The sequence below is a fragment of the Ensifer sp. Root31 genome (assembly GCF_001424825.1).
Taxonomy (GTDB): Bacteria; Pseudomonadota; Alphaproteobacteria; order Rhizobiales; family Rhizobiaceae; genus Ensifer; species Ensifer canadensis.
In genome coordinates this window covers 495957-520913 of record NZ_LMCO01000012.1, presented here as the reverse complement: position 1 = coordinate 520913, position 24957 = coordinate 495957, and the positions used below count along the sequence as shown (strand labels likewise).

26 protein-coding genes are annotated in these 24957 nt (G+C 60.1%); 9 read left to right on the top strand and 17 right to left on the bottom strand.

What is annotated here, in order from left to right; translation table 11 throughout:
* The 5 genes from ASD00_RS14320 to ASD00_RS14300 all read right to left on the bottom strand — a co-directional run bounded on the left by ASD00_RS14320 (nucleotide 1) and on the right by ASD00_RS14300 (nucleotide 5350).
* The gene (locus ASD00_RS14320) at nucleotides 1-801 is read right to left on the bottom strand and encodes an ABC transporter ATP-binding protein (RefSeq protein WP_025430174.1); all 801 of its coding nucleotides are present in this window, start codon (nucleotides 799-801) and stop codon (nucleotides 1-3) included.
* 14 nt (nucleotides 802-815) lie between these two features.
* On the bottom strand, nucleotides 816-1709 hold the full coding sequence (gene ntrB / locus ASD00_RS14315) for a nitrate ABC transporter permease (protein WP_057207243.1): 894 nt from the start codon (nucleotides 1707-1709) through the stop codon (nucleotides 816-818).
* A gap of 58 nt (nucleotides 1710-1767) precedes the next feature.
* Nucleotides 1768-3060: a CmpA/NrtA family ABC transporter substrate-binding protein gene (locus ASD00_RS14310; RefSeq protein WP_057207242.1), complete on the bottom strand. Its 1293-nt coding sequence runs from the start codon at nucleotides 3058-3060 to the stop codon at nucleotides 1768-1770.
* Between the two features lie 354 nt (nucleotides 3061-3414).
* The gene (locus ASD00_RS14305; RefSeq protein ID WP_057207241.1) at nucleotides 3415-4710 is read right to left on the bottom strand and encodes a CmpA/NrtA family ABC transporter substrate-binding protein; all 1296 of its coding nucleotides are present in this window, start codon (nucleotides 4708-4710) and stop codon (nucleotides 3415-3417) included.
* 52 nt (nucleotides 4711-4762) lie between these two features.
* Entirely contained in the window at nucleotides 4763-5350 is a 588-nt protein-coding gene (locus ASD00_RS14300; RefSeq protein ID WP_025430178.1) for an ANTAR domain-containing response regulator, read from the bottom strand.
* A 9-nt stretch (nucleotides 5351-5359) separates the two neighbouring features.
* Here ASD00_RS14300 and ASD00_RS14295 point away from each other — a divergent pair, with 9 nt between their 5' ends.
* Both ASD00_RS14295 and ASD00_RS14290 read left to right on the top strand, forming a co-directional pair.
* On the top strand, nucleotides 5360-5644 hold the full coding sequence (locus ASD00_RS14295) for a hypothetical protein (RefSeq protein WP_057207240.1): 285 nt from the start codon (nucleotides 5360-5362) through the stop codon (nucleotides 5642-5644).
* A 100-nt stretch (nucleotides 5645-5744) separates the two neighbouring features.
* The gene (locus ASD00_RS14290; RefSeq protein ID WP_057207239.1) at nucleotides 5745-6398 is read left to right on the top strand and encodes a glutathione S-transferase family protein; all 654 of its coding nucleotides are present in this window, start codon (nucleotides 5745-5747) and stop codon (nucleotides 6396-6398) included.
* Between the two features lie 187 nt (nucleotides 6399-6585).
* On the opposite strand, the gene ASD00_RS14285 is transcribed toward ASD00_RS14290, so the two are convergent.
* The 4 genes from ASD00_RS14285 to ASD00_RS14270 all read right to left on the bottom strand — a co-directional run bounded on the left by ASD00_RS14285 (nucleotide 6586) and on the right by ASD00_RS14270 (nucleotide 10678).
* On the bottom strand, nucleotides 6586-8439 hold the full coding sequence (locus ASD00_RS14285) for an ABC transporter ATP-binding protein (protein ID WP_057207238.1): 1854 nt from the start codon (nucleotides 8437-8439) through the stop codon (nucleotides 6586-6588).
* A gap of 304 nt (nucleotides 8440-8743) precedes the next feature.
* Nucleotides 8744-9250, bottom strand: a complete 507-nt coding sequence (gene msrA, locus ASD00_RS14280) for a peptide-methionine (S)-S-oxide reductase MsrA (protein WP_057207237.1) — start codon at nucleotides 9248-9250, stop codon at nucleotides 8744-8746.
* Entirely contained in the window at nucleotides 9247-9693 is a 447-nt protein-coding gene (gene msrB / locus ASD00_RS14275) for a peptide-methionine (R)-S-oxide reductase MsrB (RefSeq protein ID WP_025430182.1), read from the bottom strand. Before msrB ends, msrA begins: the two co-directional genes overlap by 4 nt.
* 109 nt (nucleotides 9694-9802) lie before the next feature.
* Nucleotides 9803-10678, bottom strand: a complete 876-nt coding sequence (locus tag ASD00_RS14270) for a LysR family transcriptional regulator (RefSeq protein WP_057207236.1) — start codon at nucleotides 10676-10678, stop codon at nucleotides 9803-9805.
* Nucleotides 10679-10846: 168 nt separating this feature from the next.
* On the opposite strand from ASD00_RS14270, the gene ASD00_RS14265 reads away from it, so the two are divergent.
* Together ASD00_RS14265 and ASD00_RS14260 are read left to right on the top strand one after the other, a co-directional pair.
* Nucleotides 10847-12085 carry a bifunctional alpha/beta hydrolase/OsmC family protein gene (locus ASD00_RS14265; protein ID WP_057207235.1) on the top strand — a complete coding sequence of 413 codons (1239 nt, stop codon included), beginning with the start codon at nucleotides 10847-10849 and terminating at the stop codon, nucleotides 12083-12085.
* 314 nt (nucleotides 12086-12399) lie between these two features.
* Complete coding sequence (locus tag ASD00_RS14260) at nucleotides 12400-12612, top strand: hypothetical protein (protein WP_025430185.1); 213 nt, start codon at nucleotides 12400-12402, stop codon at nucleotides 12610-12612.
* A 194-nt stretch (nucleotides 12613-12806) separates the two neighbouring features.
* Here the strand turns inward: ASD00_RS14260 and ASD00_RS14255 are convergent, their stop codons facing one another.
* Nucleotides 12807-14228 carry a PLP-dependent aminotransferase family protein gene (locus tag ASD00_RS14255; protein ID WP_057207234.1) on the bottom strand — a complete coding sequence of 474 codons (1422 nt, stop codon included), beginning with the start codon at nucleotides 14226-14228 and terminating at the stop codon, nucleotides 12807-12809.
* A gap of 108 nt (nucleotides 14229-14336) precedes the next feature.
* On the opposite strand from ASD00_RS14255, the gene ASD00_RS14250 reads away from it, so the two are divergent.
* The 3 genes from ASD00_RS14250 (at nucleotide 14337) to ASD00_RS14240 (ending at nucleotide 16322) form a co-directional block, all read left to right on the top strand.
* On the top strand, nucleotides 14337-14762 hold the full coding sequence (locus ASD00_RS14250) for a cupin domain-containing protein (RefSeq protein WP_057207233.1): 426 nt from the start codon (nucleotides 14337-14339) through the stop codon (nucleotides 14760-14762).
* A 4-nt stretch (nucleotides 14763-14766) separates the two neighbouring features.
* Entirely contained in the window at nucleotides 14767-15222 is a 456-nt protein-coding gene (locus tag ASD00_RS14245) for a carboxymuconolactone decarboxylase family protein (RefSeq protein WP_057207232.1), read from the top strand.
* A gap of 134 nt (nucleotides 15223-15356) precedes the next feature.
* A complete protein-coding gene (locus ASD00_RS14240) occupies nucleotides 15357-16322 on the top strand; it encodes an NADP-dependent oxidoreductase (protein WP_057207231.1) in 966 nt (321 codons plus the stop codon).
* A 45-nt stretch (nucleotides 16323-16367) separates the two neighbouring features.
* On the opposite strand, the gene ASD00_RS14235 is transcribed toward ASD00_RS14240, so the two are convergent.
* From ASD00_RS14235 to ASD00_RS14225, 3 genes are all read right to left on the bottom strand, one after another.
* Nucleotides 16368-17309, bottom strand: a complete 942-nt coding sequence (locus ASD00_RS14235; protein ID WP_057207230.1) for a DMT family transporter — start codon at nucleotides 17307-17309, stop codon at nucleotides 16368-16370.
* A 168-nt stretch (nucleotides 17310-17477) separates the two neighbouring features.
* Nucleotides 17478-18272 (bottom strand): SDR family oxidoreductase, encoded by a 795-nt coding sequence (locus tag ASD00_RS14230; protein WP_057207229.1) that lies wholly within the window; start codon nucleotides 18270-18272, stop codon nucleotides 17478-17480.
* A gap of 145 nt (nucleotides 18273-18417) precedes the next feature.
* Nucleotides 18418-19209 carry an SDR family NAD(P)-dependent oxidoreductase gene (locus ASD00_RS14225; RefSeq protein ID WP_057207228.1) on the bottom strand — a complete coding sequence of 264 codons (792 nt, stop codon included), beginning with the start codon at nucleotides 19207-19209 and terminating at the stop codon, nucleotides 18418-18420.
* Nucleotides 19210-19405: 196 nt separating this feature from the next.
* Between ASD00_RS14225 and ASD00_RS14220 the strand changes: the two genes are divergently transcribed.
* Both ASD00_RS14220 and ASD00_RS14215 read left to right on the top strand, forming a co-directional pair.
* Nucleotides 19406-19627 (top strand): DUF2798 domain-containing protein, encoded by a 222-nt coding sequence (locus tag ASD00_RS14220; protein WP_057207227.1) that lies wholly within the window; start codon nucleotides 19406-19408, stop codon nucleotides 19625-19627.
* A 26-nt stretch (nucleotides 19628-19653) separates the two neighbouring features.
* Nucleotides 19654-20604, top strand: coding sequence for an alpha/beta hydrolase (locus ASD00_RS14215; RefSeq protein WP_057207226.1), 951 nt, complete (start codon nucleotides 19654-19656; stop codon nucleotides 20602-20604).
* Nucleotides 20605-20617: 13 nt separating this feature from the next.
* Here the strand turns inward: ASD00_RS14215 and ASD00_RS14210 are convergent, their stop codons facing one another.
* The 4 genes from ASD00_RS14210 to nirK form a co-directional block, all read right to left on the bottom strand.
* Entirely contained in the window at nucleotides 20618-21523 is a 906-nt protein-coding gene (locus ASD00_RS14210) for a LysR family transcriptional regulator (protein ID WP_057207225.1), read from the bottom strand.
* A 216-nt stretch (nucleotides 21524-21739) separates the two neighbouring features.
* Nucleotides 21740-22441: a Crp/Fnr family transcriptional regulator gene (locus ASD00_RS14205; RefSeq protein WP_025430196.1), complete on the bottom strand. Its 702-nt coding sequence runs from the start codon at nucleotides 22439-22441 to the stop codon at nucleotides 21740-21742.
* Between the two features lie 120 nt (nucleotides 22442-22561).
* On the bottom strand, nucleotides 22562-23479 hold the full coding sequence (locus tag ASD00_RS14200; RefSeq protein ID WP_057207224.1) for an SUMF1/EgtB/PvdO family nonheme iron enzyme: 918 nt from the start codon (nucleotides 23477-23479) through the stop codon (nucleotides 22562-22564).
* A 110-nt stretch (nucleotides 23480-23589) separates the two neighbouring features.
* Complete coding sequence (gene nirK / locus ASD00_RS14195) at nucleotides 23590-24732, bottom strand: copper-containing nitrite reductase (RefSeq protein ID WP_057207332.1); 1143 nt, start codon at nucleotides 24730-24732, stop codon at nucleotides 23590-23592.
* Nucleotides 24733-24957: the final 225 nt, after the last annotated feature.

Here is a 24957-nt window from a genome sequence, read left to right as displayed (position 1 = left end):
TTACTCCGCAGCTTCGACGAAACGGTGGCGCTCGTAGAGGAACTTGAGCACCGCTTCGCGGCATTTGAGGTAGGTTCGGTCGGCCGCCAGTTCGATGCGCCGGCGCGGGCGGGCTAGCGGCACATCGAGGATTTCGCCGATGCGCGCCGAGGGACCATTGGTCATCATGACGATGCGGTCGGAAAGCAGCACCGCTTCATCGACATCATGGGTGATCATCAGCACCGTATTGCCGAGCTCGGCGTGGATCTGCATCACCTGGTCCTGCAGATGGGCGCGGGTCAGGGCGTCGAGCGCGCCGAACGGCTCGTCGAGCAGAAGAACCTTCGGTTCCATGGCCAGCGCCCGGGCGATGCCGACGCGCTGCTTCATGCCGCCGGAAACCTCGGACGGACGCTTGTCGGCGGCATGCGCCATCTGCACCAGCTCGAGATTGCGCATGGTCCATTCGTGACGTTCGGCCTTGCCCTTGGTCGCGCGGAAGACCTTGTCGACGCCGAGGCGGACGTTTTCGTAAACCGTCAACCAGGGCAGCAGGGAATGGTTCTGGAAGACGACGGCGCGGTCCGGTCCCGGCTCGTCGGCAACGCGGCCATCGAGGAGCACGACGCCGGTGGTCGCCTGCGTCAGGCCGGCGACGATATTGAGCAGCGTCGACTTTCCGCAGCCGGAATGGCCGATGATCGAGATGAATTCGCCCTTGTCGACGGAAAGCGAGACCTGCTTCAGAACGTCCGTCCTGACGCCGCCGCGTTCGAAGCTCTTGTCGATAAGCTCAAGCGAGAGATAGCTCTTGGTCATGGTCTTTGCCTTTCTCACGCAGTTGCCGTGCCGCGGGTGACGACGCGGCCGATGAGGGCGATGAGACGATCGAGGAGGAAGCCGACGATGCCGACGTAGATGAGCGCAACGATGATGTCGCTGATCAGCGACGAGTTCCACGCATCCCAGATGAAGAAACCGATGCCGACGCCGCCGATCAGCATCTCGGCGGCAACGATCGCCAACCAGGAAAGACCGATGCCGATGCGAAGGCCAGTGAAGATGTAAGGGGCAGCAGCCGGCAGCATGATCTTGCCGAAATATTCGAAGGCATTGAGCCGCAGCACCTTGGCGACGTTCTGGTAGTCCTGCGGAATGTTGCGGATGCCGACCGCGGTGTTGATGATGATCGGCCAGATCGCGGTGATGAAGATCACGAAGATCGCCGAGGGGGTGCCGTCCTGGAAGGCGGCGAGCGACAGCGGCAGCCAGGCGAGCGGCGGCACGGTGCGCAGCACCTGGAAGATCGGATCGAGCCCGCGCATGGCAAGGGCGCTCTGGCCAACGAGTGCGCCGAGCGCGATACCGACGACAGCGGCGAGCGCATAACCGATCGCGACGCGCTGAAGGCTGGCCGAGATATGCCAGAACAGGCCTTGATCGACGCCCTGTCCGACATAGAACGGATGCGCGATCAGCTCCCAGCTTTCCTCCAGAACACGTGTCGGCGCCGGCAGGCTCGAGTCGGGCGCAGAACAGATCACCTGCCAGGCGACGAGGATAAAGCTCAGGGTCACCACCAGCGGGACGAGGTTGGTCAAGGCTGTGGCGAGTGCTGCCGGCAACCGGCGGCTACCGCCGGGCTTCGTCGCACGGGTAAAGGCGATGACCCGGGCCACGGGCCGCTGAGCAGCCTCCTGGGGAAGCTTGAGATTGGTGACGGACATACCGTTCTCCTAAAGGTTCAAGTCGAGCGGCGGCGGGCTCGCCCGCCGCCACGAAGGCTCAGGCGAGGCGCGAAATGCTCAGGCTTTTCAGGTAAGCCTGCGGGTCCGCCGGATCGAACACCTTGCCGTCGAAAAATTTCTCGATGCCGCGCGAGGTCGAGGTCGGGATGTCGGAGACGCCGAGCTCCTTGGCCGCCTCACGCCAGATATCCTCGCGGTTGACCTTGGCAACGAGCGCCTTGATGTCGGTGTCAGGAGCAAACTTGCCCCAGCGGATGTTCTCCGTCAGGAACCAGCTGTCATGGCTCTGGAAGGGATAGGAGGCGTGGTCGCGCCAGAACTTCATGAAGTGCGGGCTCGCCTCGACGACCTTGCCGTTACCGTAGTCGTATTCGCCCTTCAGCCGGTCGACGATGTCCTTCGGCGGCACGTTGAACCAACTGCGCTTGCCGACGATCTTTGCCAGCTCTTCCTTGTTGGCCATGTCGTCGCACCATTGCGCCGCTTCCTGGATGGCCATGGTGAGCGCCCTTGCGGCGCGCGGGTTCTTCTCCACCCAGTCGGCCCGCATGGCGAAGGATTTTTCCGGATGCTCGTTCCAGATCTCGGCGGTGTTGACGGCGGTATAGCCGATCTTCTGGTTGACGAGCTGCTCGTTCCACGGCTCGCCGACGCAGAAACAGTCCATGGTGCCGACCTTCATGTTGGCGACCATCTGCGGCGGCGGCACGACGATGGTCTCGACATCGGAGTCCGGATCGATACCGCCAGCGGCGAGCCAATAGCGCAGCCACAGGTCATGTGTGCCGCCCGGGAAGGTCATCGCCACCTTGGCGGCCGCGCCTTCAGCCTTCTTCTTGGCAAAGGCTTCCTTGAGCGCCGACGCGTCGAGGCCGACCTTGAGATCGGCATAGGCGCCACCGACCGAGATTGCCTGCGCGTCGAGATTGAGGCGCGCGAGGATCGCCATCGGCAGCGGCTGGTTGTTCTGTGTCACCTTGCCGGTCGAAATCAGGTAGGGCATCGGCGTCAGGATATGGGCGCCATCGATGCCGGCGCCGGCTGAACCGAGCACGAGGTTGTCACGTGTGGTGCCCCAGGAGGCCTGCTTGACGACGTCGACTTCGGTCATGCCGTATTTGTCGAACAAGCCCTTCTCCTTGGCGACGATCAGCGGCGCGGAGTCTGTCAGAGCAATGAAACCGAGAACCGCCTTGGTAGTCTCGGGACCGGCCGACTGTGCAAAGGCGCCGGTCGGGAAGGCCGTCTTGACGGCACCGAGTAGAGCGGCCGTCGCTGTGGTTTTCAGCAGGCCGCGGCGGGTCAGTCCGCCAGTCGAAAACTTGATCATGCGCAGGTTCCTCTGCTGCTGCCGGGCAAAACCGGACATAAAAAAACGCCGCTTGGAGATTGCGTCCGGGACCAGGAGGAATCCTCGGGAAACAAAAACCGTGCGACGTCAGTGTCTCTGGCAAACGCGATCTGGCGTTTGAACTCGCTTCAATCGCCGTTGACCGAAGCAATTTCTTCCAAGCAAGAGCCGTGCCAGTTCGACAAGCCAGGAACTAATAGTTTGATATCGAATGATAAAAATACGAACGAGCGTAATTGCCCAGCAAAACAGCTATTGTAGAATCTGCTGAATTATTGTGCGCTGCACACAGCCGGCTCGGCCGCTCTGCCCAAACAAGCAGCGGCCGAACCATCAGTTGTCAGCACCAGATGCGGTCGCGCCGCTCTCTGCACGCACAGGAAACGCCTCGACATAGGCCTCAATCGCGGCAGGATCGAAAACATGGCCGTCCATGAAGCGATCCTCAGCGGATGCGCCCTCGATCCTGATATCGGCTTCCGCCGGTGCCGCATCGGCCCCGAGCGCAAGCCGATAAAGGTCAGGGCGATAGGCCGAAGCTGCCGCCGTCGTCGCTTCCGGGCCCAAGTCGGCCTGTCCCCAGCGCGCCATCTGGCTGTAGATCCAGAGTGCGTGGCTCGGGCGGGGATAGTTGGCGAAGTTGCGGTGGAAGACGAAATAGTCGTCGATGACCCGACGCTGTCCTTGAGCGTCGATGGTGAACTCACCGGAAAGCACGCGGCGGATGATTTCGACCGGGGCGCCGACATAGCGCTGGTCGGCGAGCGCTTCGGACAAGGCATCGCGATTTTGCGGATCGTCGCACCAACGGGCGGCAGCATCCAGCGCCACGATCAACCGCGAAACCGTCTCTGGATTGGCTTCGGCCCACTCGGGGCGCATGCCGATGACCTTTTCGGGCGCCGACGGCCAGATATCCTGCTTGGCGGCGACAATACGTCCGACGCCGCGCTCGGATGCAACCATGTTCCAGGGCGCGCCGACGCAGAAACCATCGATCGCGCCGGCTTCGAGCGCGTCTGTTGTCATCGGCGGCGGCACGACGACAAGCTTGACGTCACGATCCGGATCAACGCCGCCGGCAGCCAGCCAGTAGCGGAATTCGTAATTGTGCGAGGAGAACGGATAGGTGACGCCCAAGGTCGGCGGCGCATCGCCATTCGCTTTCATGCGACCAAGTACGGCGGCGAACGCTTGCGCATAGGCAAGCGCGTTCTCGGCGCCTTCAAGCCCCCCCTCCTCCACCATGCGGGCAAAGAGCCGATTGGACAGCGTGATGGCATTACCGCCACGCCCGAGCGAGAAGGGCGTGATCGTCGGCGAAGGATTGGAGCCAAGTCCAAGCATGGCCGCAACCGGCATGGGGGAAAGCATGTGGGCAATATCGAACTGGCGGAACGCCAAACGGTCGCGGACATTCGCCCAGGAGACATCCTTGACCAGATCGAGTGTCAGACCTTCGCTGCGGGCAAAACCGAACTCGCAAGCGGCGATCAGGACCGATGCATCGACGAGTGGGATGAAGCCGGCACGAAGCGTGCGGGCGCCCTCGCTGCGCATCTTTTGCGGCGCCGGCAATCCGTGACCGGACGAGGTGAGGCCGCTGCCGATATCGCCGAAATTGGCCATGCTGTTCACTCCACCTACTCCTTGCGACAAAGCCGGTACGCCGCGCCCGCCATCACATCAGCAGGCCGGCGGCCGTCACCACGCTTTGCGCGATTTCAGACATCTTCTTCTTTTCGTTCATCGCCGTCTGCCGCAGCAGGGCAAAGGCTTCCTCTTCCGAGAGACCACGGATCTTCATCAGGATGCCCTTGGCGCGCTCGATGACCTTGCGCTCCTCGAGCGCGGACCTGGCATCGGCCAGTTCCCGTTGCAATCGGCTGAAGGCGTTGAAACGACTGACGGCCATGTCGAGGATCGGCTTGACGCGCTCCTTCTTGAGACCGTCGACGATATAAGCCGACACGCCCGCCTCCACCGCCGCCTCGATCGAAGCGGTGTCGGAGCGATCCACGAACATCGCGATCGGCCGCCCCACCGTGCGCGTCAGCTGGAACAGATGCTCCATCATGTCGCGATTGGGGTTTTCGATGTCGATGACGATGACATCGGGCCTGAGACTGTCGATGACGCGCGCGACACCCTGAACCTCATGAATGACAGTCACCTTGCGATGCCCGGCCTCATGCAATCCTTCCTCGATGATCGAGGCACGAATGGCGTTCTCGTCGATGACGAGAATGGTGAGGTCGCGGTTTGTCATGAAGCGATCATGATGCAGCGCAGCAATTTCCGCAACAGAATTGCCTATTTTCTTAACAAATTTATCGTTGCCTATTTTTTAGTCGATGCCGCGTCATTTATGAGGTCGGAACGTTGCTCCAGACAGCGCTTCCGAAGCCATAGGCTTCTTTCCGCAGAGATTATTCCCAAGACTATAGAATCCGGCAAGATGCTCACGGGGCATTCTGCGATCGCCGGGCTTCTCAGTGGTGAGGGGCGCCATGCAATTGCTGCCAAGTCTGATCTGCGTCGATATGATGCCCGCAGGGCATAGGCCAGAATTGCGGTAATACCCCCGAGCAATCGCGAGCACGGAGTGTCGGAATCTCGCTTAGTCGATCGTCTTCAAGACAGACGAGCTATGGAGAACAGTGATGACTATCACCATTACCGCATTTGAACGGTCGCCCGATCGCGGCAGGGGCATGGCGCGTGACATGCGCGTTCGCTGGGCGCTCGAAGAAGTGGGCCAACCTTACGACGTTCGTCTTGTTTCGTTCAAAACGATGAAGGAACCCGCGCATTTAGCGCTTCATCCTTTCGGACAGATCCCGACCTATGAAGAAGGCGATCTCGCCCTGTTCGAGTCCGGCGCCATTGTGTTCCATATCGCCGAACGCCGTTCGGGCCTGCTGCCACACGATGCGAATGCCCGGGCACGCGCGATCACATGGATGTTTGCCGCGCTCAACACGATGGAGCCGCCGATCGTGGATCGCGAAATCGCCAGGTATCTGGAAGGCGATGAGACCTGGTACGAGCAGCGGACGTCTGCCGTCGAGGGCCGCATCCGTAAACGGCTGAGCGAACTTTCCGGGAGGCTTGGCAATGCCGATTGGCTCGACGGCGAGTTCAGCGCCGGTGACCTTCTTATGGTGGCGGTGCTGCGCAGATTGGCAGGATCAGGCATATTGGACGAATATCCGAACCTCGCCGCCTATATCACCCGCGGCGAAGCGCGACCCGCCTACCAGCGTGCTTTCGACGCTCAATTAGCGGTTTTCACCGCTACAACAACAGGCGGATAAAGGTCCACTCTACGACGGACGCATCAACGTGAACGCGAGTATTCGCGCGACCGTCAGCCCCGCTGGGGACCGACCCTTTTGGCTGAGATCGACGCAACGGCGGAAAACCAATGAAGACACAGAAGGCGTGACGGTAAGTTGGAAACCGCTCGATGGCCCATCTCGCCACCAACTGCCTGTCTCAGGGCTAGCCTATCTCTTCAGGAATGAAGCCGCCGGTCTGGCGTTTCCACAGACGGGCAAACAGGCCATCCTGTTCAACCAGTTCTTCCGGCCTGCCTTCTTCCACGATGCGTCCCTGATCGAGTACGATTATCCGGTCCATCATGGCGATGGTCGAAAGGCGATGTGCTATGGCAATCACCGTCTTTCCCTCCATCACCAGGTTGAGTTTTTCCTGGATGGCCGCCTCAGATTCGCTGTCGAGGGCGGAAGTCGCTTCGTCCAACACGAGGATCGGCGCATCCTTCAGCAGAACGCGGGCGATCGCCACGCGCTGCCGTTGACCGCCCGAGAGCTTGATGCCGCGGTCGCCGACGAAGGCGCCATAGCCCTTACGGCCTTCGCCATCAGCAAGATCGGCGATGAACACATCGGCCCTTGCCGTTTTGGCCGCCTCTTCGACCTGTTCCTGCGTCGCCTCCGGTCGGCCGTAACGGATATTGTCGCCGACCGAACGGTGCAGTAGCGCGACGTCCTGCGCGATGACCCCGATGTTGCGGCGAAGACTTGTCTGTGTGACATCGCGGATGTCCTGCCCGTCGATCAGGATAGCGCCTTCGTTGATGTCGTAGAAGCGCAGCAGCAGGCTCACCAGCGTGGTCTTGCCGGCCCCGGAAAGGCCGACCAGCCCCACTTTCTCCCCGGGCCGCATCGTCAGCGATAGATTGGCGATGACGGGCTTGCCGGACTTGTATGCGAAGCGGACGTCTTGGAAGCGTATCTCGCCGCTGTTGACTACGAGGGTCTTCGCGTCAGGCCGATCTGTTATGGTCGGCGGCGTCGTCATCACGGGCATCGCATCCTTAATCGTCCCGATCGCCTGGAAGATCTGCTGGCCCATCTGCAGGAACGTGAAAGTGTGCCCGGACAGTCTTTGGAGGATATAGACCGCCCCGACGAACTCGCCGACCGTGAGAAAGGCGTTGACGAGGCCCGAAAAACCAATCGAAAGCATCGCCAGCCAAAGTGCCATGTTCAGCGCCACGACAATGAGTTCCGACGTGCGGTAGATGCGCTGTTCCTTGTGCTGCGTCTGTATGGTTTTGTGAATGATGCGACGGATCGCGCCGGCCTCGCTGTCTTCGGCAGCGAACTGCTTGATCATTTGCATGTTGGTGTAAAGGTCGGTGATGGCGCCTGACACCAAGCTTCGCTGCTTGGCAGTGCTGCGCGAGCGTTCGACAAAAATCGGCGCCATCTTGATGGCGAGTGCCACATTGAGCCCGATCCAGACGATGACGGGCAAGGCGAGCTGCCAGGATAGGGCGCTCAGCAAAACGACGGAACCGACCATCTGCAGCAGGAAACGTGGAATGGACTGGAAGGCGGCGATGATCTGCTGCTGAACGGCGGATGATACTTGTGACAGGCGCGAAGCGACCTGTCCGGCAAAAAGATCGTGGAAAAACGCCAGATCCTGCCGCTCGACCGCCTTGTGACCCTGCCATTGGATAGCGGCCGGCATGCCGACGCCGAGCGTATGCGAGTTGAGTGTGTTCAATAGAAACGAGGCGACCGGCATGGCCGGAAAGATCAGCAGCCCAAGAAAGGTCAGGAGGGGCCATTCGTTGTGCAAGAAGGCGGATGCACCGTTCTGCGATACGCCATCGACGATGACAGAAAGCCCCCAGACGATAGTCAGGTTGATGGCCTCAATCGCCATGGACGAAAGCGCGAGCGCGATCAGCACGCCACGGAACATCGATATGAAATGCAGAAGGACAGTTGCGGGCCCCTTGGACGGCAGCGGTCGGTAAGGAATATCCAGGGGTCGGATCAAGGTTTCGAACGGACGGTAGATCGCATCTGAAATCGACATGGGCCACTCGGTCAAATAGCGGATGGGAAAGTCAGCGACGCAGATCGCACCTTACCACCCTCTTCCTGCAATCTAAATTAGAATATTTTGGCAAAATCCGGGAACTTTGCAACTATTGGGAGGGGGCAAAGACCTCGGATATCAGTTCCCAGACCCGGCGTCTTTGCCAACCACGCACGGTTGGCCGAAAAGCGACCGCGGGCATATGTGCTCGCGATCGCATCCGTGTACTGGGGCATCCCAGTGTTCCGGCAAATCACCAGAACGCTGGGATGCCATTCTCTTGAAGCTGGCGTCCCGGCGGTTACGCGGCTGCTTCCCGCTTGGGTAGCACCCAGTTCGCGCGCGGAAAGTGGCAGGTGTAGCCGTTGGGATAGCGCTCCAGATAGTCCTGGTGCTCCGGCTCGGCCTCCCAGAAATCTCCAACCGGCTCGACTGACGTCACGGCTTTTCCTGGCCAAAGTCCCGACGCGTCAACGTCGGCGATGGTGTCTTCAGCTATTCGTCTTTGCTCATCGCCAAGAACGTAGATCGCAGATCGGTACGAACTGCCGATGTCGTTGCCCTGCCGGTCGACCGTCGTTGGGTCGTGAATCTGGAAGAAATACTCCAGAATCCGCCGATAGCTGATCAATTCTGGGTCGAACACGATCTCAATGGCTTCGGCATGGGTGCCGTGATTGCGGTAGGTCGCATTCGGTACATCGCCGCCGGTGTAACCCACCCGGGTCTTGATGACGCCGGGCAACGCTCGGATTAGATCCTGCATGCCCCAGAAGCAGCCACCAGCCAAAACAGCTTTCTCGGTCATTTGAAAGTCTCCACTTGGTTGAGATAGGCACCATAGCCCTCGGCCTGCATTTCACCGAGCGGAATGAACCGCAGCGCCGCGGAGTTGATGCAATAACGCAATCCACCCCGATCTGCCGGACCGTCGGTGAACACGTGGCCGAGGTGACTATCGGCATGAGCTGAGCGCACTTCGGTGCGGATCATGCCATGAGTACCATCAGACAATTCGCGAACATTTGCATGTACGATCGGCTTGGTAAAACTCGGCCAGCCGCAACCGGATTCGAACTTGTCGGCAGAGGCAAACAGCGGTTCGCCTGAAACGATGTCGACGTAGATGCCCGGTTCCTTGTTGTCATTGTACGACCCGGTAAAGGGCCGTTCCGTCGCATTTTTCTGGGTCACTTGGTACTGAATCGACGTCAGCCTGGCGATCGCGTCATCGGTCTTCGTGTACTTCACAGCCATTACTCCTATTGGACTTGCTGCCAGAATATGGCGCTGGGTCGGCGATTTTCCCAATAGAGGGCGTGCATAGATTCAATAGCGATGTCATGGGGCGTTTCGCGGCTCAGGCCCAATCGTGACGGGTTGCCATCTGTGCGATCTTGCGCATCTCAAGTGGCGTGCCGGAACCGGAAACGGATGCCAATACCACCTCTCGCTCCAATGACATGCCTTCGATCCTGCGGGTCACTATCCCCTCAACCACCACCGACCACTCGGGCATAATGCAGATCGCGCGACCTTCCGACACCAGTTGCTGGACCCAGTCCTCGCGATCGGCACTGAAACGCGGCTGCATCACCGCGTTGTGGTTCATCAGGTGCTCTGTGATCTGGGTGTGGAACTCGCAGGCGAGCCGGTCGACATATGGATACGAGGCGATGACCTTGGCGCTGACGACTTCATTTCCGGCGAGCGGATGGCCCTCAGCGCAGGCGAGCAGAAATCGCTCACGAAACAGCGGCACGATGTTGAGCTTGGGGTTGAAACGTGGCGCTTCCGGAAGGATGCAGGCATGATACTTGCCCGACAGCACCTCGAGCGCACCCTCGCCGGCCGACAACTGATGCATGTTGAGGTTTACGGCAGGGAGTTGGCTGAGCACTTTGTCAAAGAATGCCGTGAACTTGGCGGGGCCGATCGTCGGGGCAACGGCAATGTCGAGAATACGGCGGCGGCCGTGGACCGTGCTTTCTGAATGTTCGCGCACGTTTCGAAGAGCGAGTTCCACCCGCATGAATTCAGCCTGGACGTCGCGACCAAGCGCCGTGAGGCGGCTGTCCTTGCCATCGCGATAGATCAGTGGACTGCCCAGCTCTTCTTCGAGGCGTTGAATTGCGCGCGTCAAGCTCGGTTGCGACACGCCGCTTCGACGCGCGGCTTCCGTGAAGTTCAACGTTTCAGCCAGATTGAGGAAGTATCTGACCTGATTGATGTCCATGTCTGATGCTCCACGTTGGTTGCCTGGCTGCAGTCGGGAGCACACAGCTTGCCGCAACGCTTGGCTCAGGTGAAGGGCACGAGCCGAATGGGTCCGGAACGAATCCGGGTAGCCGCCCGCCGCCGCTCATATAGACTGCGCACATCCCAGCAGCGATGGAGCATTCCTATGGCTTTCAGTTCGCAACGGCTTCAATTTGCCGGCCATTCCGGAGCAGCTCTTGCCGCCCGGCTCGACTTCCCCAGCGGGCCCCTGCGCGCCTACGCTCTGTTTGCCCATTGTTTCACCTGTTCCAAGGACCTGGCGTCGGCGCGCCGGATCGCAGCGGAACTGGCCCGAGAGGGTATCGCTGTCCTGCGTTTCGACTTCACGGGGTTGGGATCGAGTGAAGGCGAATTCGCATCGACGAATTTCTCCTCGAATGTTGCCGACCTTGTCTCGGCGGCCGACTATCTACGTCATCACTTCCAGGCACCCTCGTTGCTGGTCGGTCATTCGCTCGGCGGGGCCGCAGTGCTCGCGGCGGCCAGGGACATTGCTGAAGTCCGCGCGGTTGCAACGATTGGCGCACCGGCCGATGTCGGCCACGTGTTGAAGAACTTGGGCGCGAGCCTCAAGGAGATCGAGACGTCCGGTTCGGCGGAAGTGGATCTCGCCGGACGCAAGTTTCTCGTCAACATGCAATTTGTCGAGGATGCGCGTGCGCACCGCATCAAGGACGCCGTCGCGTCGCTGAAAAAGCCACTGCTCATTTTGCATAGCCCCTTGGACGAAACCGTCGGCATCGACAACGCTACCGAAATCTTCGGCGCAGCCAGACATCCAAAAAGCTTCATATCGCTGGACAAGGCAGACCACTTGCTCACAAATCTTGAGGACGCAGCCTTTGCCGGACGGGTCATTTCAGGATGGATGACGCGCTATCTCGCTGCCGATACGCCGCAAGGCGCGGAGCCGATAGAGCATGTGCGGGTGACGGAGACAGGCGGCGGCAAATTTCAGAACACCACCCAGGCCGGCAGCCATCGTCTTTTCGCCGATGAACCAAAGGCAATGGGCGGGCTCGATTCCGGTCCGTCACCCTTTGACTTCCTGTCCATTGCGCTCGGCGCCTGCACGTCGATGACGCTGCGCCAATACGCCGAATACAAGAATCTGCCGCTCGGACGCATCGGCGTTGATGTCTCCCACACGAAGATCCATGCCAGGGATTGTGTGGAATGCACGGAATCTGAGCGCAGCACTGGCGGCAGGATTGATCGCTTCGAACGCGTCATATCAATCGACGGCGAGGTCTCAGAGGAGCTTCGAGACAAGATCGCTGAAATCGCCGACAAATGCCCGGTCCATCGTACGCTGGAGGGTGTCGCAAGGATAGAAACGGTCGTGAAAGCGCCGTTGCGATAACCGCTCTCGATTGAGGCGCCGCCGCAATCCGCCTGCGCGGATACAAATGATTACAGAAACGCCCCTTGGCAGACATATCCGGTATACGCGATCGCAGGAAGATGGGTTCGTTGGCATCGGATACAAACGCTTGAGAAATCAAGGTTACGTCTACATGCGCAACGAATACCAGTGTTCCAGGTGCGTTATCGATCTGTGTCAAGGCGTCGAGACTTGCCTGCAGGCCATGTGGTTTGGCGGTAAATGGTCGGGGCAAGCAGCACCTGGAACACTGGCCGCGGATTGGGCGCCAATATCAAAGCAAGGCACGTGAAATGTCCGGCATCATCAATCTTTTTCTTGCCTTCTGCGTCGCCGCAGCGGCCTCCCTGTTTTACTCGGGCGATTTCAAGAGGGCACCGTTCGTGCCAATCAGTCGGTCCAGTGCCGGTCTCCTCGCCACAACTGAGGCACACGGAACGCTCGCTCCGCCTTTTCATTTCGAGGATCTCGATGAGGAGTTCTCACCCAGAACCCCGCGCCTCTAGCTGACAAGCACCGGCTGTGATTGATCGCGATCACCAGCGCTCCAATAGACTGCCCCTTGCTGGCCTCAGGCTCCGTTCTTTCGCCCTTGTGCACGCGAGTGGCGGAGTATGTTGACCGCCACCTTTGAAGGTTGGCACATTGGATCCGTGATCAGGCTGTCAGAAAAGACCGACGGATTGGGCCGGTGCCTTCCTCATCGCGACGATGTGCAGCGATGAATAATTTCGAGAAGGCGGTCACAAGACCGCTCGACATATTGCTGAGGACACGTGGCAACGCCCAAAAGCAGACCGGGTTTCGCGAAGGCTGGCGACGCGTGCCATACCGACAAGGGTGCCGGTGCCAGGCCGAACGGTAGCGTTTCGCGCACGATGGAAACATCCGGCGCGCCATCGGGGAGGCGCAACAGAACGGCCAGACCCGCCGTATCAACGATTATCCCGTCTGCGCGCGCCTCCAGACACCGCAGCAATGCGTCTCGGCGTGCCGTGTATGCGCGTTTCGTGCGCCGCAGATGCCGCAAGAAATGCCCCTCGCAAATAAACTCCGCGGTGGCGAGTTGTACGGATGGCCCGGGCGGAGGCGCCAAACATGCCGCCACCTCGGCGAAGCGGGCTTCCAGAGACCGCGGCACGAGGACAAAGCCGAGGCGCAATGTCGGACTTATGGTCTTGCTGAACGAGCCGATATGGATGACCCGGCCTGCACGATCAATCGAGGCGAGTGCCGGCGCGGCGCGGCCTGTCAGTTGCAACTCGCCCAAATAATCATCCTCGATTACCCAAGCTCCCGCCTGATCCGCCCAATCAAGAAGATGCAGCCGTCGCCCGAGCGAAAGCGTCATTCCAGTTGGAGCCTGCTGTCCAGGTGTCACAACGACTAGCCCCGCGTCCGGAGCGATGCGAAGGCCGTAGTCGACATCGATGCCGTCGGCGTCAACCGGGACAGGGACAGGCAACAATCTCGCCAACTCAAGCCCGCGCCGCGTGAACGGAAATCCAGGATCCTCCATCCATGCCTTGCGTCCTTCGAGCCCAAACGCGTGGAGGGTCAATCCAAGGCCGCTGGCAAAACCGCAAGTGATGAGGATCTGAGAGGGCAAACACTCGATCCCGCGCGCAATGGCAAGATAGGCGGCGATCTCCCGCCGCAGCTCGAGTTCGCCGCGTGGGTCCGGATACATCGCCGGTGCGCTCGCCTCGGCGCGCACACTTTGGGACCGGATCCTGGCGAAGAGTTTTGCGGGAAAGGTCTCCTTCGCCGGCACGCCCATCTGGAAGATTGCCGGGCCCGCGATCATCTCCTGATACCGCTCCATGAAGGAGCCAGGCTCCGGTGGGGAATCCTGTCGCCGGGATAGGATCGGTCGCTCCGTTACACGCGTTCCCGTTGCGCGAGATGCAACGATAAGCTGAGCCGCCGCCAGTTTATCGTAGGCCAGCCGAACGGTGCCACGGGCGACGCCAAGTTGGGCCGCCAAGTCTATCCAGGAGGGTAGGCGCACACCTGATGCCAGTACGCCACTGTCGATCGCGGCCGTGATGCCCATGCAGATCTGGTCCGCCAGCGGGTTCTTCGCAGTGCGATCAATCTGCAGCTCAAGCGGTTTAGCCATTCCGTCCCGTGGTACAGGGTTTTCGTGCGTTCCTGGTGCTTATTACAGGACCAGTCGAGGGGTATTTATAGCGAGTAGATGAACAGGCCACAAAGGAGAAATGTCATCATGAATGCACGATCCATCATCGGTGCAGCCTGCACCGCAGTCGCCATTGCCGCTGCGATGCCCGTCGCCGCGCATGATCCCCTCGAAACAGTTACGCCGGCCTTCGAGCAGAATATTCCGAACATTCCCGGCAAGTCGGTTCGCGCCGTGGTCGTCGATTACGGTCCAGGCGGAGCGTCACTGCCACATGTCCATGCAAAATCGGCGTTCATTTTTGCCTATGTTCTGTCGGGAGAAATCGAGTCACAGGTGAACGATGAGCCCAAGAGGACCTATCGTCCCGGCGAAAGCTTCTACGAGACCCCTGGCTCCAGCCACCTCGTAAGCCGCAACGCGAGCAAGACCGAACCTGCCAAGCTTCTGGCTGTCTTTGTCGTCGACACCGACGACAAGGAACTGACCACCACAGCCAAAGCAAAGGAATGAACCGATGTCAGCCCGTCTGGACTATAACCAAATCGCTCCTGCCGGCGCGAAAGCGCTGGGCGGTGTCTACGGCTACGTCATGCAAAGCGGCCTCCCATCCGTTTTGCTCGAGCTGGTCTATCTGCGTGTTTCCCAGATCAACAACTGTGCCTATTGTCTCGACATGCACACGCGGGATCTTTTGAAGAAGGGGCAGCAGATCGAGAAGATCGCGTTGCTTCAAGCCTGGCGGGAAGCCGGCCCTCTCTTCGACGAGCGCGAGCGTGCGGCGCTCGCATGGGCCGAAACAGTGACGCGCGTGGCAGAGACGGGTGTGCCTAGTGACGCCTATGGCGCTGTCAGCGCCGTCTTCAGCGAACGCGAACACGTCGATCTCACGATCGCGATCAGCCTCATGAACGCCTACAATCGGATGGCCATAAGCTTCAGGAATGTGCCCCACGCGGCGATTGGCAGATAGCCTCGAAACAGCGCTCGCGGACCGCGGCCGATCGCGCGTCCGCAGCGCGGCCCAACGCGATTTGGCGGTGGAGCCCGGGCTGTTTCACTGTGAGCAGCGCGCTCGTCACTGCACTAACATCGAGAGGAAAACACATGCCGGATGTCTCAAAGACCTTCTCAGGAAAGGCATGGCGCGTCCATCAGTTCGGGCCGCCAGATGTAATGCAGTTGGAGCGCGTGGACACTCCAGAGCCAGGGATGAACGAGGTCATCGTCAAGGTCCATGCGGCTGGTGTTGGCCCTTGGGATGGGTGGATTCGCGCCGGCAACAGCGCCCTGCCCCAGCCTCTCCCTCTCATTCTCGGTTCGGACATCTCAGGCGAGGTCGGCGCGGTCGGCGCTGGGGTGACGCGGTTCAAGGTTGGAGATTATGTCTATGGCGTCACCAACAAGCGCTTTTGTGGTGGATACGCGCAATACGCAGTCGCCAGTGCTTCCATGCTCGATAACAAACCAGTGTCGATTGACCACGTCGCTGCGGCATCGCTGCCCGTGATCGCGGTAACAGCATGGCAGGCACTTTTCGATCAGGCTGGTTTGGAAAGGGGCCAAACTGTGCTGATCCACGGTTCGGCGGGAAACGTCGGCGCCTATGCCGTGCAATTCGCCAGAGAAGCGGGCCTTCGGACAGTGTGCACCGCCGCGTCGGGTGACATCGAAAGCGTTGTTGCTCTCGGTGGCGAAACGGTCATCGACTATACAAAAACCAGATTTGAGGACGAAATTCGCGATGTCGATGCCGTCATCGATCTGGTGGGCGGAGAAACCCAAACGCGATCGTTCCGGGTGCTGAAAAAGGGAGGGCGATTGATTTCGGCCGTTTCGGTTCCGGACCAGGCTCTGGCCGCACAGCACCAGGTCCTGTCCAAATTTTTTCTCGTCGACGTATCGACCGAAAGCCTTGCCCGCATCTCCTCTCTCGTCTCCCGAGGTGCCCTCCGGATGAATGTCGGGGCGACATTACGGTTTGAGCAAGCGAAGGACGCGCACTTGATGCTCGAAGGCGAGCTGCCGAGACCGAAGGGAAAAATCGTCCTGGCAATGGGTGAAGCCAACTAACGAAAATCGCGCCAGGCTACCGGAGAAATGGAATGATGGGTCGCTTCAACAGGCCCTTCTTCCATGGAACACGCGGATCGCCAGAACGACCCCGGCGATCAGTATCGCAACGCCGGCGCCTTCCAAAACCGTCGGTATTCGAGCATGGACAATGAGCCCACCAATGACGCCGAAGGCCGTTTCTGAAACGATCAATTGAGCCGCCAGCGCGACCGGCAGGCTGCGCGCGGCCACATTCCAGGTCCAGACGCCGCCAACTGTCGCCACCAGAGCGAGCGACACACCCCACAGGTACAATGGTGCAGCGGTGCCCCATCCGAAACCAAGCTTGGGAAGCTGGAACAGCCCCATCGCTGCGCCAATCGGGTAGAAAACCAGCATCAAAATGCCGCCGCCGATGAGGATGAGAGCCGACCACACACCTGAAGGCATGCCCGGTCTGGCGGCCAGTGCTGCCTGGTTAGCAATGGCAAACCATACCCACAACACGACGGCTGCGATAGAAAGTGGAACCCCAATCCAGAGTGAACGCACAGAATCCAATCCGACCTCGGTGAACGCGGCGCTGTTGACAAGAACAAGACCGAACAACACCAGCATGAGCGGCATCACCAAAAATCGCCACGGCAGGGATCCCTGCCGCCGATTGCCGATGAGGGCCAGAACGATCGGGACAAGTCCGAGGAATGCGGGCGCAATCACCGGCCCGGCATAGATGGCCGCGCCCGTAACCGTGAGGAAATAGCCGACATAGCCGATGAAGGCGAGCCACGTGGCGATGAGCCAGTTGCCGGGGGTAAGGTACTGCGCCACCCCCTTGGTCATCACCAAGATATACACGCCAACCACCGCCGAAACGACATGGCGGATCAGAGCAAAATCGAAGGTAGAGTAATCGCCGATGACGAACGGCACGATGAAGTTGAGGGAAAAGGCGAATGCGGCAAAAATCGCCGCGAAAACGCCGATATAAAACTGCCTGTCCATAACTGGCCCCGATCTGCCAAGCCAAGCGAGGCGGTCCCGCCGTCTGCTCGTTCCATGGCCATTCTCTATGCTACACAGCGATAGAGCCTTCGCGCTTCCCTTGATCTAAGCGTTCGTTCGAGGCACTGCCGGGCGTCGACGTTGTCGCCCGTGTGCCCTCAATGGTGGTCAGTTGGCCAGGTAGCGGTCGGCGGGTTTGTTCGTAGACAGATTGTCGGCCATCGCCTGGCGGGCAGCCTCGAAGGTGTCCCACTGGCCGACATCGTGAAGGCTGGGGATCGTAACGAATTCGTTGCGGGCGAGACCCATGAGCGCGGCGTCGACCAAGGCATCGGCCGGCATGACGATTTCCTGGGGCAAGTGCTGCACGGGCAAGCCGGCGATATCCCAGAAGTCGGTCGCAGTGGCGCCTGGCAACACGACCTGCACATGAACGTTGCTGTCGGCGAGCTCCTGACGCAGGCTCTGGCTGAAGGCGAGAACAAAGGCCTTCGTGCCGCCGTAGACGCCATTCAGTCTCTCAGGTGCAACCGCCACGATCGAAGCGATATTGATGATGGTGCCCCTGTTCCGCTCAACGAAGGCAGGCACCGCGGCATAGGTGAGGCGCATCAGAGCGTCGACGTTGAGTGCGATCATCGCGCTCATGGCGTGAGCGTCAGATTGGAGCAGAGGCGCAGTTGCTCCGACGCCGGCATTATTGACCAGCATGGTTATCCGCGGATCACCGGCGATCTGCGCCGCGACCCGCGCCACATCGTCCGCGACCGTCAGGTCGGCCGCGACCGTTTCAACCGTGCGGCCCGTCTGCTCGTGAATGGTTGCAGCAGCTCGCCGCAGCCGATCGCCGTTTCGCGCGACGAGGATCAGATCATAACCCTTCCGAGCCAGGCGATCAGCGTAAAGCGCACCGATACCACTCGATGCACCGGTAATGACAGCTTTTCCCAACGTCTCTTGCATCGTCGTTCCTCTCTGATTGTGGTGAAAGCAGGCCGTCATCGCTGGCGAGCTTCGGTCTCTGCTCATGCCCTTTAGATTAGGCTGGACACCCAGCGACCGGTACTGAGGGGAAATGAGAGCCAGCCTCTCGTTTCGTAGTCTCGGGTCAGACAAGGCGCCGATATCGCGGCGCCAACTCGCCATTCACGAGATCATCGAGCAGCGTCTTGCGCGCGTGTTCGTACCGCGCCCATTGGCTTGCCTTCGCCAGAGAGGGAATGGTCAGCGGCTCGCGACGGTCGAATCCGACCAATGCGGCATCCACCACGTCGGCGGCACTCATCATTCCGGGCAGAAGTTCGGCTTCACATCCCGCAAATGGCCAGACATCGGTGCGGATTGCGGCGGTCAGAACCAATTGTACATAAACGCCGTGATGTCCCAGTTCGTGTTGCATCGTGCGGGCCAGGGCGATCAGGAAGGCCTTGCTCGCGCCATAGACGCCGGTTGCAGTTTCGGGTGCGATGCCGACGGCCGACGCCACGTTGATAATCGCACCGTGGCGCCGAAGGGCCATGCTCCGGGCGGCGGCCGCCGAAATGCGCGTGTATGCCCTCACATTCGTGCCAATCAGGCGGTCGAGATCTGCCGCAGAAGCTTCGGCCAGTGCCTTGCCGGGAGGCAGGCCGAGATTATTGACGACGACGTCAAAGCCGGTTCCTCGCGCGAAACTGGCTTCCACGTCATCCAGGCCGCGATCGGTGCAAAGGTTTGGAGTGATGATCTCGACCGCCGCATCGGTTTCGGCTTGCAGAATACGCGCAAGCGCGGCTGGTCGATCAGCACCATTTGCAAGCATCACAACATCGTATCCGCGGCGCGCCAGCCGATCGGCATAAAGGAGACCGATCGCGCATGACGCGTAGGTCACAAGGGCCTTCGGGTGCGTTCGCGACATGACATTTCGTCCTTTCGCGACCGGTGTATGTCATTCCGCCCCGTTTGGGACTTGCCGACATCAAGAGGCTGCCTCTCGCATTCTTGCTCTACCGGCCGCGGGCGTGGCGCTCAATTCTTATGCCAGGTCCTGAGCGCGTCGCTGACGACAAGCAGGCTGATTGAGCCACTATTTCCGAGCCCTCTGGGAGAGAGACATGCACATACATCTGAAACGGAAAATCGCATTCGCCCTGTCGATGGGCGTCGTGACGACGGGGATCATCTCCTTCTCGCTTCTCGCCTTCAATCTGGGCTTTTCGAATGGATTTGTCCTGACGTGGCTGCGTTCCTGGGGGATCGGCTACGTGATCGTCATTCCCGCAATCCTCCTGATCGGCCCTCGCCTTCAGGCGCAAGTCGATCGCCTGATCTACTGATCTGACGCTACATTGAGGAAACTGACATGCCAAAATCATCCATTGGGACGTTGTTAGCGGCGGCCGCGGTGCTTTGCTCGGCCATCGCACCGGCAAGCGCCGAAGACACCCGGCAACCAAAGGCCAACATCGACTTCCTGAAGATCGATGCAGACATCACGCTTAGAAGAATGGTAGTGCACAACCCGAGACCGAAAGGGACCGTTCTCTTCCTGCATGGGTTTCCGGAGACCCTCTATGCCTGGAAAGATGTTTCGCTCGCCCTTGGCAATGACTACGAGGTTCATGCTTTCGACTGGCCAGGCTACGGCCTCTCATCAAGGCCAGCGGTCGACAGATTTTCCTATGCACCCAAGGACTACGCGCGCGTCTTGAACGAATACGTGGCGAAGGCCGATATCGACACATCGAAGCTGACGATCTACGCAACCGACATCGGAGCCCTGCCGGCGCTTCTCCTGGCGTTGGAAAACCCTGATATCGCCAAGACGATCATTGTCGGTGACTTCGCTCCCTTCAACAGGCCCCAATACATGTACGAGAGCCTGCAAAGCCTGAAGGTGGCGGGAGCGACCGGTCAGGCGCGTGCCCAGCTGAACAAGAATCGCGCGGATATCCTCGAGAACGCCTTCAGACGAGGCCTGCCCAAGGAAGCGCAGTTCGAGGTTTCGCAGGAATTCAAGGACGACATGGCCAACGGCTGGAACCACGGCGCTATGACGACGGCAGACGCTTTCTCATACTACTATTCTCACTTCACGCGGGACCAGGACTATTTTGAATCGCAATTGGCCCGGTTCAAAACACCCGTAAATGTGGTTTGGGGTGAGAACGACCTCTACATCAAGAAGGAAATGGGGCTCGAACTCGCCTCAAGGCTCCCCGCAAAACTCAATCTTCTTGCCGGCGTTGGGCATTACCCTCATCTGCAGAGCCCGAAGCAAACGATCGAAGAGGTTCGAGCTTCATTTCGGTGACGGGGCGTAGCTATCAGGCGGCCGATCCATACTCGCTGCAAGTCGTACGAAGCCGCGGCAGGGCCCAGTCGATGAAGGCGCGCACCTTAAGTGCGAGAAGCCCTTGACGCGAATAAACGATATGGATCGGTTTCGCCTCGCCGCCATAACCTTGCAGGATCGGCACAAGCGCACCGGTGGAGAGCTCCTCCGGTACCTGGTAGTCGAAGACCCGGGCGATGCCCACGCCACCTAACGCGGCGGCAACACAATTTGCCGCCGTGTTGACTTCGAGCCGGGTGATCGGAAGAGCTTCGATCAGTTTACCGTCGACGTCAAATCCCCAGAAGAACGAGCGGTTGTTGAACATGATGCCGTCATGCTTCGGCAGGTCGCTCGGATGCTCAGGCACGCCATGCCGCTTGAGATAAGCTGGACTGGCAACCGTCAGAAGGCGAAACTCGCCAGCCTTGACTGCGTAAAGAGAGCTGTCGGCAAGTTCCCCGAGACGAATGGCAACATCCACCTGCTCGTTGACGAGATTGACTGAGCGGTCCAACGACAAGATGTTCAAGGAGACTTCCGGGTGCTTGTCCATGAAGTCCAATGCAATCGGCAGCACGTAGCGGCTTCCGAACTCCACCGGCATCGTGATCGTCAACGTTCCGCGCGGTGTTTGATATTCACCCGAGGCGCGTCGCTCGGCCTCCTCCAGGTCCGCCACGATCTTCCGCGCCGCTTCGACATAATCACGACCGGCATCAGTCAGTTGCAGGTTTCGGCTTGTGCGAATGATTAGGTTTGCACCGAGGTGCCGCTCGAGATCAGCGACTTTGCGGCTGACACTCGGCAAGGGAGCATTCAGCTTGCGGCTGCCAGCCGACAAACTTCCGGCGTCGACCACCGCAAGCAGTACCCGCATAGCATCAAGTCGATCCATTGGACCCCGCGACTAGAGCATCCCGCTTTCAAGTGGCATCACCGAAAGCGGATAAGATGCTCTAGATTCAAAGTGCTAGAGCGTCCTTTGTGCGTTCATCTGAACGCACGGCGCTCTAGAGTTTGCCCATAGGTACTGCATTGGTCCGATGGTGACTACAGTGGCCTTGACCGGACGTCTGGAAGCAACACACCTCGCGGAGGGGCAGTCCAATCCTTAGCTCTTCTCGACCTGTTCCGCGAGCCGTCGAAGCCCTGGCAGATCGCAGAGAAGCAGCTTCTGTCGTCCGCCCTGCACCAGTCCCCGTCCCTCCCACGCGCTGAGAATGCGCGAGACAGTGTGGAGCGTCGTTCCGGTCATTTCGGCAATGTCCTGGCGGGATATGGGAAAGTCGATGCGCACCCCGAGCTCTTCGCGTTTTCCGGCCTGTTCGGCCAAGCGCAGAACCGCGTGCGCGACGCGGCGTTCGACTTCCTCGGTCGACATCTCGCGGATGCGGGTATGGGCCTCGTCGAGCCGCTGGCCGATCGTGTGCATCGCATTGATGGCCAGATGCGGATTGCTCTCGACGAACACGTTCCAGAGCTCTGTCGGCCAGGCGAGGACGAGGCTTTCCGTTGCCGTCATCGCCGTGCCCGGATAGTCGCTGCGCTGCAGCGCGCGGGCAAAGCCGAACAGATCGCCCGGATTGACCACACGGACGATGATCTGTTGTCCGTCGCGGGTGACCTGAGTGACCTTAAGGCGTCCGTGCAGAAGCAGATAGAATGAGTCGGCCGCAGCCCCCTGCTCGAAGACGGCCTCATTCTGGGGGACGCGCCGCACGGTCGCGTGCGCCAGGAGCTTGTCCAGCTCCTGATCGCTCATCTTCTGAAACAGCGGGAGTGATTTGACGAGTGTTCGGTCCAGTGCAGCCACGTCGTTTCCTGTCTCCTGCGGATCGGCGATGCGGGCTGCTATATCACGTGCGATCGGGAGGAAGAAGCGGACAACACCCTTTCGCCGCCCTTAAGCGGCGATAATCAAGGCCCCGCGCTGTTACACCGCACCGGGGAAACGGCGCTCGAAGGCGTACAGCATGTCCGCATACCAACGATCGTCGCGAACCAGGCGGAAGCCGAGATTGTCCGGCGGCACGCCGACCGCGCAACCGCCGCTCTTCGGATCGCGAATGAAAAAGCTCATCGACGCACGGTGCTTGCCGTCGACGACGTAGATCCCGCAGGCTGGCGATATCTTCAGCACTTCGCCATCGACGCCGATCGTCACGCGACGGTGGCAGGTCTGCGTCCATTCCCAGACATTGCCGTCGAGATCGGCGACGCCGAATTCGTTTTCGCCGAACGTGCCCGACGGTTGCGGCATTGGGTTCTTCGACTTCTGCCGCGCGGATTCGCGCTCGTAGTCGGCAAGCCACCTCAGCGCCGGATTGTCCTTGCTACCGTCAATGCCGAGCGCGTCGTCGGGAAATTTCCGGCCGGCCGCAAAGGCCCATTGCCGATCGGTCGGCAAACGCCAGACCTGCCCCGTCTTTTCCGTCAGCCAGGCGGCATAGTTGCTGGCGTCGGTGTAGTTGACGCCGGTCATCGGGGTATCATTGCCGAGGCTTGCCGCCGGCTCACCCTTTTCGCAAGCGCCGTCTTCGACGCAACGCTGATAGTCCGTGCGGCTAACCTGGTACTTCATGATCCTGAACGGTTTCGCCAGCGTCGCATCGACCAGCGGTGCATCGACGGCAAAGCCATTCTTGATGAAGTGGCCTTCGGCCCGGTATTCCATGCGGCGCGGCTCAATCGTCACTGTCACTGGCGCTTCGATGCGGGTGTCGACCGTTGCGTCGAGGTCATCCAGCAGCCCGACCTTGGCCGAAAGCACCCCGCCGATGGCAACCAGCAGCAAAGCTGGAACGGCGACGGAAAACACCGAAACCGAATTCTTGTGACGTCTATCGCGCATGTTCTTCCCCTTCTATTGGCATGCGCCGATGGATCCGGCGCATGCCTTTGTCGCTGCCTCGCGCTGCCCAAAGACCTCTTCGGGCAACGCGGCCGATTGTCATGTCGGGGCTACATCGAAGCCGGCTTGACGACCGAGGTCATCAGATCGTCGTTCCACTCGCCGGTGACCTTGAAGTGTCCGGCCGCGCCCAGTTCGAAGGCCTCGATCAGGTTGTGGTTGACGTAGGCATAGATGCCCGGCTGCCGGAATGTGTAGAAGGCCGCGCCGGCCGTGCCGCCCGGAATGAACCAGGTTTCCTGATCAAGCTCGGGCGGGTTGCGGAACTTGCCGGTTGCCCAAACATAGTCGCCGTGTCCACCGATCAGGTGTGGCCGTGTATCGCGGTTGGCCTGCGAGTGGATGACGAGCACATGTTCGCCAACGGCCGCCGTCAGCGCCTTCTCGCCGGTCAGCGCTCCGACCGCGCCATTGAAGACGACGTGGGTCGGGGTCAGCGTGCGCATGACCTTGACGGTATCTTCATAGGCTTCGCCGGGCGTTTCGTATTTCTTGTAGTTGCCGGCTTCGTCGCGTGGGATGTAGAAATCCTGCTCGCCCACGTAGTAGACCTTGTCATAGGTCAGCGGCTGTCCCTTCTCATCCTTAAGCCCGTCACGCGGCAGCACCATGATGGCGCCGTTCATGCCCGAGGTAACGTGCCAGGGCACCATGCCTTCCGGCGCGCAATGGTAGACGAAGACGCCAGGCTTGGTCGCCTTGAAGCGCAAGGTCGTCTCCTCGCCGGGATTGACCTGCGTCAGGCCGCCACCGCCCAAGGCCCCCGTTGCTGCGTGAAAGTCGATATTGTGCAGCAGCGTGTTGGTGGCGGGGTTGATCAATCTGAGTTCGACATAGTCGTTCTCGTGGACGACCATCAGCGGACCGGGAACCGAGCCATTGAAGGTCATGGCGTGCACTTCGGTGCCGTCGCCGTCAATGACCAGCTTCTTTTCTTCGATGGTCATGGTGAACTCGACCACGCGCGGGCCGGTCTTGGCGACCTGATCGTGAGCATGAACGAAGGGCGGAGCGACGAGGTCGACCTTGACCCGTTCCAGTGTCGCAATGTCGACCGGCGCCGTGTCCGCTGCCGCGGGAGCGGCGGCCGTTGCGGCCTGGGTCGAGGTCGCCGTCAGGATCGGCGTCAGCGCGCCAGCGAAGGCGGCGCCGGCCAGAATCGTCCGGCGAGTCATCTGCAGCTGTTCTGTCATCATTGCTCTCCTTGGGCATGACCGCGCGACCGGAGTGGTCGTCCGAAAATCATGCCGAAATTCAACGTGTTACGGTGTCCTCTGCCGTCCCTGGCGGGCTCACCTCAGGTTTTGACCACCGGTTTTTCAGTAGTCATGCCTCAAGTAGAACCGAGAGCGAATGACGTCTTTGTCTTGGAACAAATCGCCCCGGAAAGTGGATGTTTTTCTGCAAATCTTCGCCGG

Coding starts and splice junctions, on each gene's coding strand:
- ASD00_RS14320 (WP_025430174.1), bottom strand. CDS start 801: ATGACCAAGAGCTATCTCTCGCTTGAGCTTATCGACAAGAGCTTCGAA.
- ntrB (WP_057207243.1), bottom strand. CDS start 1,709: ATGTCCGTCACCAATCTCAAGCTTCCCCAGGAGGCTGCTCAGCGGCCC.
- ASD00_RS14310 (WP_057207242.1), bottom strand. CDS start 3,060: ATGATCAAGTTTTCGACTGGCGGACTGACCCGCCGCGGCCTGCTGAAA.
- ASD00_RS14305 (WP_057207241.1), bottom strand. CDS start 4,710: ATGGCCAATTTCGGCGATATCGGCAGCGGCCTCACCTCGTCCGGTCAC.
- ASD00_RS14300 (WP_025430178.1), bottom strand. CDS start 5,350: ATGACAAACCGCGACCTCACCATTCTCGTCATCGACGAGAACGCCATT.
- ASD00_RS14295 (WP_057207240.1), top strand. CDS start 5,360: ATGATGCAGCGCAGCAATTTCCGCAACAGAATTGCCTATTTTCTTAAC.
- ASD00_RS14290 (WP_057207239.1), top strand. CDS start 5,745: ATGACTATCACCATTACCGCATTTGAACGGTCGCCCGATCGCGGCAGG.
- ASD00_RS14285 (WP_057207238.1), bottom strand. CDS start 8,439: ATGTCGATTTCAGATGCGATCTACCGTCCGTTCGAAACCTTGATCCGA.
- msrA (WP_057207237.1), bottom strand. CDS start 9,250: ATGACCGAGAAAGCTGTTTTGGCTGGTGGCTGCTTCTGGGGCATGCAG.
- ASD00_RS14270 (WP_057207236.1), bottom strand. CDS start 10,678: ATGGACATCAATCAGGTCAGATACTTCCTCAATCTGGCTGAAACGTTG.
- ASD00_RS14265 (WP_057207235.1), top strand. CDS start 10,847: ATGGCTTTCAGTTCGCAACGGCTTCAATTTGCCGGCCATTCCGGAGCA.
- ASD00_RS14260 (WP_025430185.1), top strand. CDS start 12,400: ATGTCCGGCATCATCAATCTTTTTCTTGCCTTCTGCGTCGCCGCAGCG.
- ASD00_RS14255 (WP_057207234.1), bottom strand. CDS start 14,228: ATGGCTAAACCGCTTGAGCTGCAGATTGATCGCACTGCGAAGAACCCG.
- ASD00_RS14250 (WP_057207233.1), top strand. CDS start 14,337: ATGAATGCACGATCCATCATCGGTGCAGCCTGCACCGCAGTCGCCATT.
- ASD00_RS14245 (WP_057207232.1), top strand. CDS start 14,767: ATGTCAGCCCGTCTGGACTATAACCAAATCGCTCCTGCCGGCGCGAAA.
- ASD00_RS14240 (WP_057207231.1), top strand. CDS start 15,357: ATGCCGGATGTCTCAAAGACCTTCTCAGGAAAGGCATGGCGCGTCCAT.
- ASD00_RS14235 (WP_057207230.1), bottom strand. CDS start 17,309: ATGGACAGGCAGTTTTATATCGGCGTTTTCGCGGCGATTTTTGCCGCA.
- ASD00_RS14230 (WP_057207229.1), bottom strand. CDS start 18,272: ATGCAAGAGACGTTGGGAAAAGCTGTCATTACCGGTGCATCGAGTGGT.
- ASD00_RS14225 (WP_057207228.1), bottom strand. CDS start 19,209: ATGTCGCGAACGCACCCGAAGGCCCTTGTGACCTACGCGTCATGCGCG.
- ASD00_RS14220 (WP_057207227.1), top strand. CDS start 19,406: ATGCACATACATCTGAAACGGAAAATCGCATTCGCCCTGTCGATGGGC.
- ASD00_RS14215 (WP_057207226.1), top strand. CDS start 19,654: ATGCCAAAATCATCCATTGGGACGTTGTTAGCGGCGGCCGCGGTGCTT.
- ASD00_RS14210 (WP_057207225.1), bottom strand. CDS start 21,523: ATGGATCGACTTGATGCTATGCGGGTACTGCTTGCGGTGGTCGACGCC.
- ASD00_RS14200 (WP_057207224.1), bottom strand. CDS start 23,479: ATGCGCGATAGACGTCACAAGAATTCGGTTTCGGTGTTTTCCGTCGCC.
- nirK (WP_057207332.1), bottom strand. CDS start 24,732: ATGACAGAACAGCTGCAGATGACTCGCCGGACGATTCTGGCCGGCGCC.